This is a genomic window from Asticcacaulis sp. P2_C5, from assembly GCF_056404555.1.
Genome location: NZ_JBFUDU010000003.1, coordinates 313,958 through 328,291 on the forward strand (window position 1 = coordinate 313,958; position 14,334 = coordinate 328,291).

General features: G+C 63.0%; 15 protein-coding genes. 6 read left to right on the plus strand and 9 right to left on the minus strand.

The features are described 5' to 3' along the window. Positions 1 to 59 precede the first annotated feature (59 nt). A complete protein-coding gene (locus AC1DXO_RS07330; RefSeq protein WP_476977462.1) occupies positions 60 to 821 on the minus strand; it encodes an SDR family oxidoreductase in 762 nt (253 codons plus the stop codon). 212 nt (positions 822 to 1,033) lie between these two features. Between AC1DXO_RS07330 and AC1DXO_RS07335 the strand changes: the two genes are divergently transcribed. Then, the gene (locus AC1DXO_RS07335) at positions 1,034 to 1,507 is read left to right on the plus strand and encodes an NUDIX domain-containing protein (protein ID WP_476977463.1); all 474 of its coding nucleotides are present in this window, start codon (positions 1,034 to 1,036) and stop codon (positions 1,505 to 1,507) included. Positions 1,508 to 1,512: 5 nt separating this feature from the next. Here the strand turns inward: AC1DXO_RS07335 and AC1DXO_RS07340 are convergent, their stop codons facing one another. The 3 genes from AC1DXO_RS07340 to AC1DXO_RS07350 are packed head-to-tail and all read right to left on the minus strand — an operon-like array spanning position 1,513 to position 3,306. After that, complete coding sequence (locus AC1DXO_RS07340) at positions 1,513 to 1,821, minus strand: type II toxin-antitoxin system RelE/ParE family toxin (protein ID WP_476977464.1); 309 nt, start codon at positions 1,819 to 1,821, stop codon at positions 1,513 to 1,515. Beyond that, on the minus strand, positions 1,822 to 2,073 hold the full coding sequence (locus AC1DXO_RS07345; protein ID WP_476977465.1) for a type II toxin-antitoxin system ParD family antitoxin: 252 nt from the start codon (positions 2,071 to 2,073) through the stop codon (positions 1,822 to 1,824). It lies immediately after the preceding gene. 54 nt (positions 2,074 to 2,127) lie between these two features. After that, positions 2,128 to 3,306, minus strand: a complete 1,179-nt coding sequence (locus AC1DXO_RS07350; protein ID WP_476977466.1) for an acyltransferase family protein — start codon at positions 3,304 to 3,306, stop codon at positions 2,128 to 2,130. 163 nt (positions 3,307 to 3,469) lie between these two features. Here AC1DXO_RS07350 and AC1DXO_RS07355 point away from each other — a divergent pair, with 163 nt between their 5' ends. The 5 genes from AC1DXO_RS07355 (at position 3,470) to AC1DXO_RS07375 (ending at position 7,658) form a co-directional block, all read left to right on the plus strand. Then, positions 3,470 to 3,832: a hypothetical protein gene (locus AC1DXO_RS07355; protein WP_476977467.1), complete on the plus strand. Its 363-nt coding sequence runs from the start codon at positions 3,470 to 3,472 to the stop codon at positions 3,830 to 3,832. Then, the gene (locus AC1DXO_RS07360) at positions 3,819 to 4,400 is read left to right on the plus strand and encodes a TetR/AcrR family transcriptional regulator (protein ID WP_476977468.1); all 582 of its coding nucleotides are present in this window, start codon (positions 3,819 to 3,821) and stop codon (positions 4,398 to 4,400) included. The genes AC1DXO_RS07355 and AC1DXO_RS07360 overlap by 14 nt, the downstream gene beginning before the upstream one ends. Positions 4,401 to 4,497: 97 nt before the next feature. Beyond that, entirely contained in the window at positions 4,498 to 6,417 is a 1,920-nt protein-coding gene (gene uvrC, locus AC1DXO_RS07365; RefSeq protein WP_476977469.1) for an excinuclease ABC subunit UvrC, read from the plus strand. Between the two features lie 167 nt (positions 6,418 to 6,584). Beyond that, entirely contained in the window at positions 6,585 to 7,001 is a 417-nt protein-coding gene (locus AC1DXO_RS07370) for a YciI family protein (protein WP_476977470.1), read from the plus strand. 18 nt (positions 7,002 to 7,019) lie between these two features. After that, on the plus strand, positions 7,020 to 7,658 hold the full coding sequence (locus tag AC1DXO_RS07375) for a glutathione S-transferase family protein (protein ID WP_476977471.1): 639 nt from the start codon (positions 7,020 to 7,022) through the stop codon (positions 7,656 to 7,658). Here AC1DXO_RS07375 and AC1DXO_RS07380 read toward each other — a convergent pair. The 5 genes from AC1DXO_RS07380 to AC1DXO_RS07400 all read right to left on the minus strand — a co-directional run bounded on the left by AC1DXO_RS07380 (position 7,655) and on the right by AC1DXO_RS07400 (position 14,324). Further along, positions 7,655 to 8,833: a DUF1501 domain-containing protein gene (locus AC1DXO_RS07380; protein WP_476977472.1), complete on the minus strand. Its 1,179-nt coding sequence runs from the start codon at positions 8,831 to 8,833 to the stop codon at positions 7,655 to 7,657. The two genes, AC1DXO_RS07375 and AC1DXO_RS07380, sit on opposite strands and share 4 nt — an antisense overlap. Position 8,834: 1 nt before the next feature. Further along, positions 8,835 to 10,202, minus strand: a complete 1,368-nt coding sequence (locus AC1DXO_RS07385; protein ID WP_476977473.1) for a DUF1800 domain-containing protein — start codon at positions 10,200 to 10,202, stop codon at positions 8,835 to 8,837. A gap of 93 nt (positions 10,203 to 10,295) precedes the next feature. Continuing rightward, positions 10,296 to 11,159 carry an isoaspartyl peptidase/L-asparaginase family protein gene (locus AC1DXO_RS07390; protein WP_476977474.1) on the minus strand — a complete coding sequence of 288 codons (864 nt, stop codon included), beginning with the start codon at positions 11,157 to 11,159 and terminating at the stop codon, positions 10,296 to 10,298. 240 nt (positions 11,160 to 11,399) lie between these two features. After that, positions 11,400 to 12,971 (minus strand): DHA2 family efflux MFS transporter permease subunit, encoded by a 1,572-nt coding sequence (locus AC1DXO_RS07395; protein ID WP_476977475.1) that lies wholly within the window; start codon positions 12,969 to 12,971, stop codon positions 11,400 to 11,402. Between the two features lie 153 nt (positions 12,972 to 13,124). Continuing rightward, positions 13,125 to 14,324, minus strand: a complete 1,200-nt coding sequence (locus tag AC1DXO_RS07400) for an EmrA/EmrK family multidrug efflux transporter periplasmic adaptor subunit (protein ID WP_476977476.1) — start codon at positions 14,322 to 14,324, stop codon at positions 13,125 to 13,127. Positions 14,325 to 14,334 lie beyond the last annotated feature (10 nt).

Sequence of the window (14,334 nt, forward strand, 5' to 3'; positions counted from 1 at the left end):
GACTATGCCACAGAAGACCCGAAACCCAAGCGGATTCAGGGAAAAGAGATGGCCTTCACCTACAGATCGAACATATCCAGCGTTTTCCAGTTCAGATGCTGGCCCGAGTCGACGCAGATCATCTGGCCGGTGACGCTGGGCGCGCTGAGCAGATAGACCACAGCGGCGGCGACCTCATCGGGCGAGGTCGGCTTTTGCAGCAGGGTGGCGCGGGATTCGCGTTCGAAGTCTTTTTCGCTCTGATGGATCGATTTCAAGGTCGGGCCCGGGCCGACGGCATTGACGCGGATGCGCGGCGCTAAAGCCTGGGCCAGGGTGCGCGTGGCGTGCCACAGGCCGGCCTTGGACAGGCCATAGCTGAAAAACGGCGGTGACGGCTTGAGCACGCGCTGGTCGATCAGGTTGATGATCGAGGCATCGGCCGGCAAATGGGGTTGTGCGGCAAAGGCCTGGCTGAGCAGGATGGGCGCCAGCAGATTGGTATCGATATGGGTGGTGAAGCTGTCGACCGTGACGGAACCGGCGCGGTCGTCGGCAAAGACCGAGGCATTGTTGATCAGGACGCCAAGCGGCCCCAGGGCCTTGACGGTGTCGTCGATCAGGTTGGCAACCGTCGCCGTCTGGCTGAGATCGGCCTGGACGGCGACGGCACGGGCGCCAACCGATTTCAATTCGGCGACCAGTTCGGCCGCGTCCTGTTCGGATTGATTGTAGTGGACGGCGACGTCGTAACCCTTACGCGCCAAAGCCATGACTATCGCCCGGCCGATGCGCTTTGCGCCGCCGGTCACCAGGGCGGTGTTTGAGCCGTAATTAGTCAATGCGGCGGAAGTCGATCAGGTTCAGGAGGAACTGGACCAGGATATAGGCGGCAAGGATATAGATGGCGATCATGATACGCTCCGGACAGAATAAACTCTGTTAGCCGTCTTGCGGGAGGCGGGCAAGAGGGGCGGGCAATGGTGCGACGTTTTTTCGCCTTGTCCGCCTTTGTCCACTTGCGAAAAGGTCGCACAGTCGGCAAATGTAAGGGATGGAAGACTGGAAGAGAGTCGTCGAACCCTTTTCGCGCCCGCTGTTCTTTGCCTATTCGCGCACGACGCGGGGCAAGACGCTGGGGGTGCGCGGTCTGGTGCTCGACAAGGACGGGAGGGTGCTGCTGATCGAGCACACCTATCTCGAAGGCTGGTGGCTGCCCGGCGGTGGTGTCGATGCCGCCGAGACGGCGCATGACGCTGTGGCGCGTGAGTTGCGCGAGGAGGCGGGGGTCAATCCGCTGGAACAGCCCAAGCTGCTGTCCGTCCATTCCAACGAGCGTTTCTTCCCGGGCGATCACGTGCTGCTGTTCCGTGTCGATGACTGGGAACCGTGCCCGATGACGTCGCATGCCGAGATCAAGAATGTCGGCTTCTTCGCGCCGGATAAGCTGCCGGACAATATCAACGGCGGTTCGCTGCGTCGTATCCAGGAAGCCCTGATGGGCTTTCCGCCTGATCCCTTGTGGTAGGATGATTATTCGTCCGGTGAGAATGCCGCATCCACGTCGAGGTGGCGTTCGAGGACATTGACGACCTCGAATATGTCGGTGTGATAACGGAAATAGATAACGTAGCCGCGAAACGGAAAGCTGCGGATATCGGCGCGTAATTCAGAACGTGGCCGGCCAAGTGTGCCTGGCAGCGACGCTAGTTTCCGGCACTGTGTTTGAAGACGATCGACGAAGGCGCGGCCGATGGCGCGGTTACCGCTTTCCCGGGATATGTAGCGAAAAATATCGCGAAAATCTTGACGCGCGGACGACAGGTAAACCAGTCTGCGCACTTAGAAACCGTCCCGCGCCAAGTCGGCTTCCTCTGCGTCCAGAGCAGCGGTGATATCTTCGTCACTGTGTTGCCCTCCCGCTTGAATCGAAGCGTTGAGCGTAGCGCGCAGGGCCTGCAGGCGTGTGTCGCGCTCTTCCATCATACGCAAGGCGTCACGCAGAACCTCACTGGCGTTATTGTACCGGCCACTGGCCAACTGACCTTGCACAAAGGTTTCGAAATGTTCGCCAAGTGAATAGCTGCTGGCCATGGCAACCTCGCTGAAATATCATCTAATGATATTACGCTGGGCGACAAACGTCAATTACTCGGCGGGGGCCGTGACGGTTTCGGGCTTGGCTTCGGTCTTGGGCGCCTTGATAAAGGCCCGGCACCATTTGCGTGACGGCAGTTCGAACTTGTAATGGCTGAGCGCTGCCAGGGCGATCGACAGTGACACCGAGATCAGCACCCACATCGGCTTGGGCAGGGCGTGGCTGAAACCCCAGGCCGGGAAGGCCTTGAAGATGATTTTCTGGACCAGGTCGTGGATCAGGTACAGGGCATAGGAAATCCCGCCCAGCCAGTAGACCCAGCGCACCTGGAACAGGCGCGCGACCCAACCGGTATCATGGCTGAGCGCCATAATCAGGACGCCGAATATGCCGATCAGGAACAGGTCAGAACCCTTCACGCACAACAGCACCAGCGACAGGATGAACATGACCGAGGCGGCGCGCGACGGGATCAGGTCGCGGAAACGATAGGCGACCAGGCCGATATAGAAGGACGCCAGGCAGCGCAAGGTCGTGCCCAGGGCGTAGGAGCTGGCGATATCGAGCGGGCCGTGACGATGGGCCAGCGGCTTTTCGGCTATCCATTGCGGGCCGTAGGCAATCGTCCCCAGGATGGCGAAGCTTACGGCGAGACCGAGCAGGCTCCAGCGCCGCGAGACGCGCAACGCCACCCACATGGCGGGCGGAAACAGCAGATAGGCCAGCCATTCGGTGCTGATCGACCACGCCGGCGGGACGACCGAATTGGACAGGCCCCACACCTGGATCAGGCTGAAATTGAACAGCAGGGCGCGTGGCAGGTCTTCGAACCGGTAGGTCGAGCTGAGTACGGTGACGATGAGCAGCGCCGTCACTACTGTCATCAGGGCGAACAGGGGATAGATCCGCGCCAGGCGCAGCAGCAGGAAATGTTTGAATTTCTTCAGGCAGAAGCCGTCGTCGAACAGGCTGGCATAGGTCATCGCCATGACGAAGCCGCTGAGGATGAAGAACAGGTCGACCGCCATATAGCCGTGATGGATAAAGGGCCGAACCGCGTCGGGGAAGCGCCAGAAACCGTTGGCATGGAACAGGACGACGTACAGGGCCGCCAGTCCGCGCAGGCCGGTCAGCGAGCGGATTTCAGCCCGCGCACCGGCCGGGGCCGCCGCTGTGATGGCGTGGGGCAGAGCCTTCAGGACATTAAGCACGGGCGATACAAAACGCATCTCTTGGAAATGACGTGAAACGCCGTTTTTAGCAAGTGCAATATCACGGACGCGTGAACAGAAATTGTTACAGGTCGTGCGGCCATCTGCCACATACACTACTGTATTGACGAACGGGGCGTATGGCGCAAATAGTAGCATACAGTTCTGTATGGAGGTGTCTATGCCAACTCTACCCCCTGATATCTGTCTGATGGTTGCCGGCGGTCTGGCGATCGCTGTCGCCATAGGACATGGCCTTACCGCCGAGCTCTACGTCTTTCGCAAATCGGTTGTTCAGCCGGAAGCCATGCGCACCCTGATCCGTCTGATCTGGCAGGCATCGACCGTGGAATGGATCGTCATCGGCGTCGTGCTGATACTGACGCCACATCTGATGACGGGTACGGCCAGGCTGGTCATCGCCATCGCCGCCATGATCGTCTATGGCTATGTCGCCGTCGCCAATTTCATCGCCACGCGCGGCCGTCATCCAGGCTGGATCGCCATGCTGATCGTCGTGGGGCTGTGCTATGCTGGCCGATAGGCTGTTTCGCGGCGGGGCGACTTCTCCTATAGTCGTGCTCATGACGGAAAAACTGACGGCAGCCGATTGGGTCGGGCACGGTCTGAAACAATTGGCCGGGGTCGGGCCGCAGGCACTGAAGGCCGATCTGCTGGCGCGCAGCCTGCGGGTGACGCGCGGCAGCTTCTACTGGCATTTCGCCGACCTGGCCGCCTTTCACCAGGCCGTCGCCGATCACTGGCGCGCCGTGGCGACGGACGCCATTATCGCCGAAATTTCGCATCTGCCCGATGACAGCGATCGTCTGTTCGCCCTGATCATGCGCGTTTTCAAGGCACCGACGGTGCTTGAAGCGGCGATGCGCGCCTGGGCGGGCCAGGAAGTGGTCGCGGCCAGGGCCGTGACTCAGGTCGACGACCTGCGCCGCGGCTATATCATGACGCTATTGCAGGCCAAGGGGGTGGAGGAAAGCCTGGCGCGGTTGCGGACGAACATCATCTACTGGACCTATCTCGGCTTTGTCGTCGAGGGGCGCAAGATCGATACCGCCAGCCTGAGCGTCATCGCCGGGTTGCTGTCGGAGCCGTGAGAGATTTCTTTGTCTGCTGACTTGCCCTGACGTCCTGCCTGTTCCATCTGTGTTCTCAAAGCGTGAGTGCCAGAGTTTGAGTCGTGGACCCCAAGTCGTGGACAACGAAGAGATCATAATCGCCACGCCGGACAGTCCGGCGCCCGAAGAACCGCTGAAAGGCGCGGAACTGATCCGGCGTGAAGCCGCCCTGGCGCCAGACAAGCCCGGCGTCTATCGCATGCTGGGCGAGGACGGCGAGGTCCTCTATGTCGGCAAGGCGAAGAGCCTGAAGAAACGCGTGCTGCAATACGCCCAGGGCCGTTTCCATACCCAGCGCATTGCTCGCATGGTCGCCCTGACGCGTGAAATGGTGCTGATCCGCACCGATACCGAGGGCGAGGCCCTGCTGCTGGAAGCCCGGCTGATCAAGGCTTTGAAGCCGCGCTATAATGTCCTGTTGCGCGATGACAAGATGTTCGCCGAGATACTGGTCCGCAAGGATCACGAAGCGCCGCAGATCACCAAGCACCGCGGCGCTCATTCGATCCAGGGCGACTATTACGGTCCGTTTGCCTCGACCTTCGCCGTCAACAATACGCTGGATACGCTGCAAAAGGCCTTCCTGCTGCGCACCTGTACCGACAATGTCTATGCGGGGCGCACGCGCCCCTGCATGCTGCACCAGATCAAACGGTGTAGCGCCCCGTGCACCGGCGTGATCAGTCTCGAAGACTATGGCGGGCTGGTCGGCCAGGCCCACGATTTCCTGAAGGGCAAGAGCCGCAAGGTGATTGAGCGCATGACGGCCGAGATGATGCAGGCGTCCGACGATATGGATTTCGAACGCGCCGCCCATTTGCGCGATCGGGTGCGGGCGCTGAACCACGTCGCCATGTCGACCTCGGTCGATCTGAACGAGGATGAGGCCGACGTCTTTTCGGTGTTTGCCGAAGGCGGCGCGGCCTGCGTCCAGGCGGTGTTTTATCGCGCCGGCCAGAACTGGGGCGACCGGGCCTATTTCCCGCGCGTCGATTCCGAAGACAATGAAGGCGCCATCCTCGATGCCTTTTTGGGCCAGTTCTACCAGGACCGCCAGGTGCCGAAGCTGATCCTCGTCTCGCACGACCTGCATGAATCCGATCTGATGATGGAGGCGCTGAGCCTGAAGGCCGCCAATTCTTCTAATAGAACTGCCAAGGTTCAGGTGTTGCGGCCCCAGCGCGGCGGCAAGTGCGAGATTGTCCAGCACGCGCTCAACAACGCCAAGAGCGCCCTGGGGCGGCGGCTGGCCGAACATTCGGCGCAGTCAAAGCTGTTGCTGGGCGTCCAACAGGCTTTCGGGCTGGAGAAACCGCCGGTTCGTATCGAGGTCTATGACAATTCGCACCTCGGCGGCACGCACGCGGTCGGTGGCATGGTGGTCGCCGGGCCGGAAGGCTTCCTGAAAGGGCAGTACCGCAAGTTCACCATCCGCGACCTCGATACCAAGCCCGGCGACGACTACGCCATGATGGGAGAGGTCTTCCGCCGGCGTTTCATGCGGCTGATCAAGGAAAAGGACCTGCCGGAAGGTGAAAAGGCGTTCGGCCGTCCCGACCTGGTTCTGGTCGACGGCGGCCAGGGGCAACTGGATGCCGTGCTGGCCGTGATGAAAGAGCTGGGCATGGAGGATATCCGGGTCGTCGGGGTTGCCAAGGGGCCGGATCGTGACGCCGGGCTGGAGCGCTTCTTCATGCCGGGGCGGCTGCCCTTCATGATGGAGCCGAAATCACCGGTTCTGTACTATCTGCAACGCCTGCGCGACGAGGCGCACCGCTACGCCATCGGCGCCAACCGGCAAAAACGCGACAAGGCGATCACGCAAAATCCGCTGGACGAGATCGACGGCATCGGCGCGCGGCGCAAGCGCGCGCTGCTGGCGGCTTTCGGGTCGGGCCGCGAGGTGGCGGCTGCGCGGGTCGAGGAATTGCAAAAGGTCGAAGGGATCAGCGAAGCCCTGGCGCAGAAGATCTACGACTTTTTCCACGCTGGGTGAGGATGGATTTGACGGGCCTGTCTCTCGTCGTTTTGCCCGGAAAACTGCAGGATCACCAAAATTATTTCCACGCGTATGTCGATTCCGGCCGACCCTGTTCGATGTGTTGACAGAGCCGACCGCACTGACATGGTGTCATGCCGCGCTCAGAGCAAAGGGAGAGACAGATGAAGGTCATGGTAATTGGCAAGGCGACCCGCGAAACCGAAAGCGGCGGCGCTCCGTCCGCCGAACTGATGGAAGCGATGGGCAAATACAATGAGGAACTGATCAAGGCCGGCATTCTGCTGGCCGCAGAGGGCCTGAAGCCGTCCTCGGCCGCTGTGCGCGTGAACTATGACGGTATCAACCATGTTGTCACCGACGGACCTTTTACCGAGACCAAGGAGTTGATCGCCGGTTTCATGCTGTGGCAGGTCAGCAGCATGGAGGAGGCCGTAGCCTGGGTGAAGAAATCCCCGACGCCCGGCGAGGTCGACATCCGGCCGCTTTTCAGCATGGAGGACTTTGCCGAATGGGACGCGGACGGTGAATTTGCCGGCGGGATGCAGGCGCGTCGCGACCAGGTTCTGGATCAGAACTGAAATCAAAAGGAACTCGAGATGACCATTACCATTACCGCTTTTGAGCGGTCGCCCGACGGCGGCAAGGGGCTGGCGCGTGACACGCGCGTTCGCTGGGCGCTTGAAGAAGCGGGCCAGCCCTACGCAGTTCGCCTGGTTTCGTTCAGTGCGATGAAGTCGCCCGCCCACCTGGCGCTTCATCCTTTCGGCCAGATCCCGACCTATGAAGAGGGCGATCTCGTCCTGTTCGAGACCGGGGCCATCGTCCTGCACATCGCCGGGCGCTACGGCGGGCTTCTGCCCGACGACGCCAATGCCCGGGCGCGCGCCATCGCCTGGATGTTCGCGGCGGTCAACACGGTGGAGCCGCCGATCCTCGACCTGACCACCGTCAGGCTGTTCGAGGGCGACAAGCCGTGGGCCCAGGCACGCTTGCCTCTGGTTCTGGCGCCGCTTCGGCAGCGGCTCGGGCAACTGTCCGTCCGGCTGGGCGACGCCGAATGGCTTGACGGCGCATTCAGCGCCGGCGATCTGATGATGGCTTCGGTGTTGCTCCGCCTGAGATCGTCGGGCGTTCTGGACGAATTTCCGAACCTGGCCGCCTATGTCGCCCGCGGCGAAGCGCGTCCGGCCTATCAGCGGGCTTTCGCCGCGCAACTGGCGATCAATGCGGGTTAAGCGATAACCCCTGCCGTGGGTGTGGCAGCCTCGGAGTCGGGGAATACCTCGGCCAAGGCCGCAGGCGAGAGATCGTAAATCCCGCTCAGCAAACCCTTGGTCACAGCGCGCAGGTCCGTCGTCGGCGCCAGGTCGCGATTGTCACGCAGCTGGGTGGGACGCAGGCCCGGCCAGTCGGTGATCACCTGGCCGCCCTTGACGGCACCGCCGACCAGGAACGCCGCAGCGCCCGTGCCGTGGTCGGTGCCCTTGGTGCCGTTGACCGCCGCCGTTCGACCGAATTCTGTCGCGACCAGGATCGTCGTGTCGCGCCAGGCGCCGCCCAGGGTCGTTTCGAACTGCGCCAGTGCGCCATCGAGATCCGTCAGCAGGCTGGCCAAACGGCTGGCTTCGGAGGCGTGGGTGTCCCAGCCCATAAAGGACAGGGCGGCGACGCGCGGACCATCCTCACGCGCCAGCAGACGCGCCGCGCCGCGGGCCGTCGCCGTCATCGGCCCCATCCCCGGCCCCCTGGCCGCGCCGGTCGCGCCCTGGGCCAGCTTCGCGGTAGCCATCGAGGTGTCGAAGGCACGCGCCAGGTCGGGATCGCTTTCCTGATACAGGGCCATGATGCGCATCGGCAGGTTGTCGTCACGCACCGGCAGGGTGGTGGGCGCCCAACCCATGACCTCGGCCGGGCCGCGCAGGGCCAGCGGTGTGGTGCTGCCCACCGAAAGCCCTGCGCTGGAGGCGCGCTGGCCTTTCGGCAACTGGCCCAGCAGACGGTTCATCCAGCCACTGTCGCGGCGCCCCGGTACGGCATAGCCTGACTCGAGCACGTCCTGGCCATCGAAGTGGGAGCGGTCGCGATAGGCGGTGGCGCTGGCGTGGACGACGGCCGCCTGACCGGCCTTGTACTGGCGCTGAAAATTGACCAGCGACGGGTGCAGCGCGAACATGCCGTCGAGCGGCAGGGTTGTCCCGGTCAGGGCGTCACGGCCGAGCGAAGAAAACCCGGGATCACCGATGGGCGGCACGGCCGCCAGGCCGTCGAGTGCGCCGCGCAGGATCAGGGTGATGAAACGCGGATCGCGCGCACCGGCGGCCGACGAGATCTGGGGGATGAAGGCGCCAAAAGCGACCGTACCGGTTATACCCAGCCCAGCTCTCAGAAATCCGCGGCGATCAAGGGTCATGTCAGCGCCTCATGAATTCGGGTGACATCAGGGCCAGGCTGATGCCTTGAGGGACAGAATCGGCGCGGGCGATGGCGTCACGCGTCGTGTCGCTGAGGCGCGCGCCCAGAATGGCTTCGGCGAAGGCGCGTGGATCGGCGGTTTGGGGCACCTTGGCGGCGATGGCGGACGCGACCTGCATGCGGGCGCCCAGGCCTTCCGGGGTCAGCCAGGCGGCGGTGATGTCGGGAAATCCATTCGGTCCCGAAGGTTGCCAGATCGGCTGGCCCAGGGTCTGGGACAGCTTGGCGATCGTCGCTACGTCAGCCTCGACACCTGTGGCGCGCAGAGCGGCGATGAGGAATTCCTGCGGTGTGCGCAGCTTGGTCGGTTCGGGCGTCCAGGCTTCTTCGGCGTCTATCAGGGTGTCGTAGACCACTGACATATCCCCGCCGGTATTGATCCACGCCCGGATCATGCGGTCGACCAGGGCCGGCGGTGGATCATCGGCGACGAAATAGCGGGCCAGCTTGGTGGTGATATGGCGGGCGGTGGCGGGATGAACGGCCAGGTCGACCATGACGTCTCCGGCCTGGAAAAAACCGTTGTCGCCGTAGTGTTTGCCGAGAATGACCTGCGGGCCGGGCTCGTGTGCCGACGGGCGGAAGGTGAAATTACCCAGTGGGGCATCGTCATAGATCGGGTTGCGCGCCGCGGTCCAGCCAGTCAGCGCCTTGGCGAAGGCGGTGACATCGGCCTGGGTATAGCCGGAATCAACGCCCAGCGTATGCAGTTCGAAGATCTCACGCGCCAGGTTCTCGTTCAGCCCGTTGTCGTCTCGCATGCCGGCCTGGGAATTGGGCCCGGTCGAGGTGATATTGTCGAGGTAGTACAGCATGCAGGGATGCGTCTCGACGGCAATCAGCATGTCGGTAAACCGGCCGAAGACGAAGGGACGGATGGCTTCGCGTTCGTAGGCGCCGGCGGAAATATGGACGGCCGAGCCCTTGTCGACGCTGACGGCGAAATGATTCATCCAGAACATGACCAGACGTTCGCCGAAGCCGAAAGGCTCGCGGCGCAGCGGCCCGTCATAGCGCGCAGCGATCTCGGCTTCGCTTCGCGGACCGGTGGGCGAGGGCAGGCGCTCCTGGCTGCTGTTAGCCTTGGCCAATTCGCGATTGCGGGTCTGGACGTCGATCACCTCGGCCAGAAGGCTGGCCGAGTCGGGCAGCTTGCCATTGCCCGGCATGGCGACTCTTCCGCGGTCGATCTCGTCGAAGATCACCTGTCGCGCCGGCCGGGCGAGGGCCTGGACACCGTCGGCTGTGCTGCCCAATCCGAAACGGGACAGGGCCAGGGCTTGATCAAACTCAACCGAACCTGACATTACGCAAATCTACCTTACCACCCCAATTTCATGTCGCCAGACTAAGCGCCCGGTTGGGCCAAAATGCGACAAATTCCGTCTCTTTCAAGGTGATTAAAAGGCATCTGAGGCAATTTCGCCATCCCCCGAGAACCAGGCGCGCTTCATGCCCTGCGAGCGATAGGGTGTTATGACGTGACCGTGGACATTGACGGCGATCAGTCCGCCTTCCCCGCCCATATCGTTGATTTGCGTCAGCACGGCATCGCCGGCGACATCGATCGGCTCTCCGCCAAGATGGCGGAAGGCCAGTTGGGCTGCGGCATTGACGCGGATGAAATATTCGCCCTGGCCCGTGCATGAGACGGCGGTCTGGGCATCGGCCCAGGTACCAGCGCCGATCAGCGGCGTGTCGCCGACCCGGCCGGCCAGCTTGCCGAACACGCCGGCGGTCGAGGTCGCCGCCGCCATATCGCCGTGGCTGTCGAGGCAGACGCAGCCGACCGTGCCATGGGCGAGCGTGCCAGGCGGGTGGTTGGATTCGAAGCGGCCGGCGCGGGTGAAATATTCGGCTTCGTCCGCGATGGGTAGAAAGCCCTGTTCATTGGCGAACAGGGCAGCCCCGTCACCGGCCAGCATGACATGCGGCGTATGTTCCATGACAGCGCGGGCGACGCGGATCGGATTGGGAAAGCCTTGCAGGGCGGCGACTGAGCCGCAGGCCTGGTCCGCGCCGCGCATCAGGCTGGCGTCCAGTTCGTAGCAACCGGTGGCATTGGGCGAGGCGCCTCGGCCTGCGACATAGAGCCCGGAGTCTTCGAGCGCCACAACGACATCGGTCACGACATCGAAGGCGCGGGCGCCGGCCCTCAGGGCTTCGCGAGCCTTGGCGGCGACCTCGCGCATATGGCTGATTTCGGCGGTGTAGTCGCGGCCGGCCTTGGCTCCGGCGCCACCATGCAGGGCGAGGGCGATCATAATAGACTCCGTATCATGTGAAACGGGCTATGCCGGGATTGTGGTAAGCAGGCAAGGCGGGGATCCACAGATTACACCGATTACACAGATTTTTCAGAGCGGTCGCCTGTAGCCAAGGTGGCTCCGTCGTCCCTTATGATCGCTTCGCGATCGATAGAATGCATCAGTTCGATCTTCTGGTTCAGGGTAAGGTTTTGAATAATCTGTGTAATCGGTGTAATCTGTGGATCCCATACTTCCTTAATCAGCTGCCGCGTGCACCGGGCCCTGGGCCATGGTGCGCTTGCATAGCCAGATCAGCGGGATCAGCAAAAGCGTGATGATCGCGGAAATTCGGAAGAAGTCCAAAGCGGCGCCGAGATAGGCCTGGCCCACCACCTGGCGGATAATGACGCCCGCCGCCTGGGACTGGGTCAGGCCGGCGCTGGCTGCCTGGGACAGGGCATTGGCCACCGGGCCGGAGGCACCCGCGGGGCCACCCATCGATTCAGCCAGGCGCAGTTGGTGATTGGCCTCGAAGTTGTCCCAGATGGTCGTGGCCAGCGAGGCCGCGAAACTGCCCGCCGTGATGCGCGAGAAGTTGCTTAAGCCCGATGCCGCCGGCACCTGCGGTCCCGGCACGCCGTTCAGCCCGATGCTGACCATCGAGATAAAGAAGAAGCTCATCGCCACGCCCATGACCAGCATCGGCGCCGCCAGGGCGTAGAAGTCCGCGTCGGGCGTATAGAGCGAGCGCATGTAGAAGCTCAAGCTGAAGAAGACCATGGAGATGGTCGCCAGGATGCGGGCGTCGTAACGGTTCAACATGCGCGCGGCGAACGGCGTCAGGATGACCGCGATGACGCCGGAGGGGGCGGCGACCAGGCCGGCCCAGGTGGCGATATAGCCCATCTGGGTTTGCAGCCACAAAGGCATCAGCAGGTTATTGCCGAAGAAGATGGCGTAGCCGACGCACAGGACCAGGGTGCCGATGGCGAAGTTGCGCGTCTTGAACAGCGACAGGTCGACCATGGGATTCTTGTCATTCAGTTCCCAGATTACCCAGGAGATAAACCCGATGATGGCGACGATCGTCTCGACCACAATGGCCGGTGAATGGAACCAGTCGGCCTCCTTGCCGGTGTCGAGCATGACTTGCAAGGCGCCGACCCACACCACCAGCAGGGCGAACCCGGTGCGGTCGATCGGCTTCTGGAAGGTCGGGGTTTCCCGGTCTGACAGCGAACGCCAGGCAATAAAGGCGCAGATGGCGCCGATCGGCAGGTTGATGAAAAAGATCCACGGCCACGAGATGTTATCGGAGATATAGCCGCCCAGAATGGGTCCGCAGATTGGCGCTACCAGGGTGGTCATGGACCAGATGGCCAGGGCGGTACCGCGTTTATTGGGCGGGAAGATCATCATCAGCAGGGCCTGCGAGCCCGGAATCATCGGCCCGGACACGCCGCCCTGCAGGATGCGGAAGGCGATCAGCGATTCGATGTTCCACGCTACGCCGCACAGAAAGGAGGCGATGGTGAACATGACGACCGAGGCGACGAAGACCTTGACCACGCCGTAACGGCCCATCAGCCAGCCGGTCAGGGGCACGGAGATGCCGTTGGCGACGGCAAACGAGGTAATGACCCAGGTGCCCTGCGAGGTCGAGACGCCGAGATTGCCGGCGATCGTCGGTATCGAGACATTGGCGATGGTCGAGTCGAGCACCTGCATGAAGGTGCCGAGCGCCAGGGCGATGGCCGTGACCCCTAAGGTGGCGCCGGTCAGGGAGGCGGGTGCGGCAGGCGCAGCTGTAGCGGTGGCTGAGGACATGGGAGAGCTCTAATTCCCCCTCTCCCCACCTGAGGGGAGAGGGTTGGGTGAGGGGTTAATTCCACCGTTGATTCAATTTCATTGTCGGCAGACCCCTCATCCGGCCTGCGGCCACCTTCTCCCCTCAGGTGGGGAGAAGGGGAGATGGCGAGATTAGCTGCAGCTGGCCTTTGAGACGTCGATACGGGCGTCCATCGACAGGCCGACGCGCAGCGGATGAGCGGCGACGTCCTTCGGATCGAGATCGACCCGCACCGGCACCCGCTGGACCACCTTAATCCAGTTGCCCGAAGCGTTCTGGGCCGGGATCAGCGAGAAGGCCGAGCCCGTACCGCCGGAAAGCCCGCGCACCGTGCCATGATATTTGACGCTTTTGCCGTAGAGGTCCGACGTCAGCTCGACACATTGGCCGGGCAGGACCTTGGTCAGCTGGCCTTCCTTGAAGTTGGCGTCGACATAGGCGGTGCCGGTCGGGACCACGGTCATCAGAGCCGTACCCAGGGCGACTTGCTGGCCGACCTGGACCGCCTTCTTGGTGACGACGCCGGCCGTGGGCGCGCGGACAACGGTGCGGTCAAGCGCCAGCTGGGCGGCGTCGAGCCTGGCCTTGGCAGCCAGGACTTCCGGATTCTGGTCGGCCGAGACGCCGGAGAACTGCGTGGCGTTGGTGGCGCGCTGGCCGCCGGCCGCCTGGACCGCGGCGATGGCGCCGTTGCGGTTGGCCTGAGCGGTGGTGTAGGCGGCCTGGGCGCGGGCAAAGGCGTTCTGTGCCGATGTCAGTTCTTCCTGCGATACGGCGCCGGACTGCGCCAGGTTCTGGCGGCGGGCCAGTTCGGTCCTGGCATTGTCGAGATCGGCCTGGGCCGAGGCAATGCCGGCGTTGGCCCGTTCGACGTCGGCCTGGCGGACATTGACCTGGCCGGCCAGGGCCGCGTCGCTGGCGTAATAGCCCTGGACGTGGCGCTGAGCCAGGGCGAGCGAGGCCTGGGCCTGTTCGACATTGATCCTGGCGTCGGCGTCGTCGATGGTCAGCAGCACGTCACCGGCCTTCACGACCTGGGTTTCATTGACCAAAATACGTGAGACCGGACCGGCGACCAGGGCGTTGACCTGGGCGGTGTCGGTGCCGACATAGGCATTGTCGGTCGTGACATAGTGCGACGCGACGAGGCCATAATAGGCGCCCCAGACGATGGCGCCGACGACGGCGGCAATGCCGACATAGGTCAGCAGGCGCTTGCGTTTGGTGTTCAACGCCGCCTGCGGATTGGCGGGCGGGGCCGACCGCGTATCGGCGGCAGGCACATAAGCTTCTTTGGTCGAGTCGAGGCTGGGTTTGGCTGTGTCGGGCATGGTCGTATCT

Bases quoted from the DNA above. Each gene is read 5' to 3' on its own strand.
- AC1DXO_RS07380 (WP_476977472.1), bottom strand. From the start codon at position 8,833: ATGACCCTTGATCGCCGCGGATTTCTGAGAGCTGGGCTGGGTATAACC.
- AC1DXO_RS07390 (WP_476977474.1), bottom strand. From the start codon at position 11,159: ATGATCGCCCTCGCCCTGCATGGTGGCGCCGGAGCCAAGGCCGGCCGC.
- AC1DXO_RS07375 (WP_476977471.1), top strand. From the start codon at position 7,020: ATGACCATTACCATTACCGCTTTTGAGCGGTCGCCCGACGGCGGCAAG.
- AC1DXO_RS07350 (WP_476977466.1), bottom strand. From the start codon at position 3,306: ATGCGTTTTGTATCGCCCGTGCTTAATGTCCTGAAGGCTCTGCCCCAC.
- AC1DXO_RS07355 (WP_476977467.1), top strand. From the start codon at position 3,470: ATGCCAACTCTACCCCCTGATATCTGTCTGATGGTTGCCGGCGGTCTG.
- AC1DXO_RS07385 (WP_476977473.1), bottom strand. From the start codon at position 10,202: ATGTCAGGTTCGGTTGAGTTTGATCAAGCCCTGGCCCTGTCCCGTTTC.
- AC1DXO_RS07400 (WP_476977476.1), bottom strand. From the start codon at position 14,324: ATGCCCGACACAGCCAAACCCAGCCTCGACTCGACCAAAGAAGCTTAT.
- AC1DXO_RS07335 (WP_476977463.1), top strand. From the start codon at position 1,034: ATGGAAGACTGGAAGAGAGTCGTCGAACCCTTTTCGCGCCCGCTGTTC.
- AC1DXO_RS07360 (WP_476977468.1), top strand. From the start codon at position 3,819: ATGCTGGCCGATAGGCTGTTTCGCGGCGGGGCGACTTCTCCTATAGTC.
- AC1DXO_RS07395 (WP_476977475.1), bottom strand. From the start codon at position 12,971: ATGTCCTCAGCCACCGCTACAGCTGCGCCTGCCGCACCCGCCTCCCTG.
- AC1DXO_RS07345 (WP_476977465.1), bottom strand. From the start codon at position 2,073: ATGGCCAGCAGCTATTCACTTGGCGAACATTTCGAAACCTTTGTGCAA.
- AC1DXO_RS07370 (WP_476977470.1), top strand. From the start codon at position 6,585: ATGAAGGTCATGGTAATTGGCAAGGCGACCCGCGAAACCGAAAGCGGC.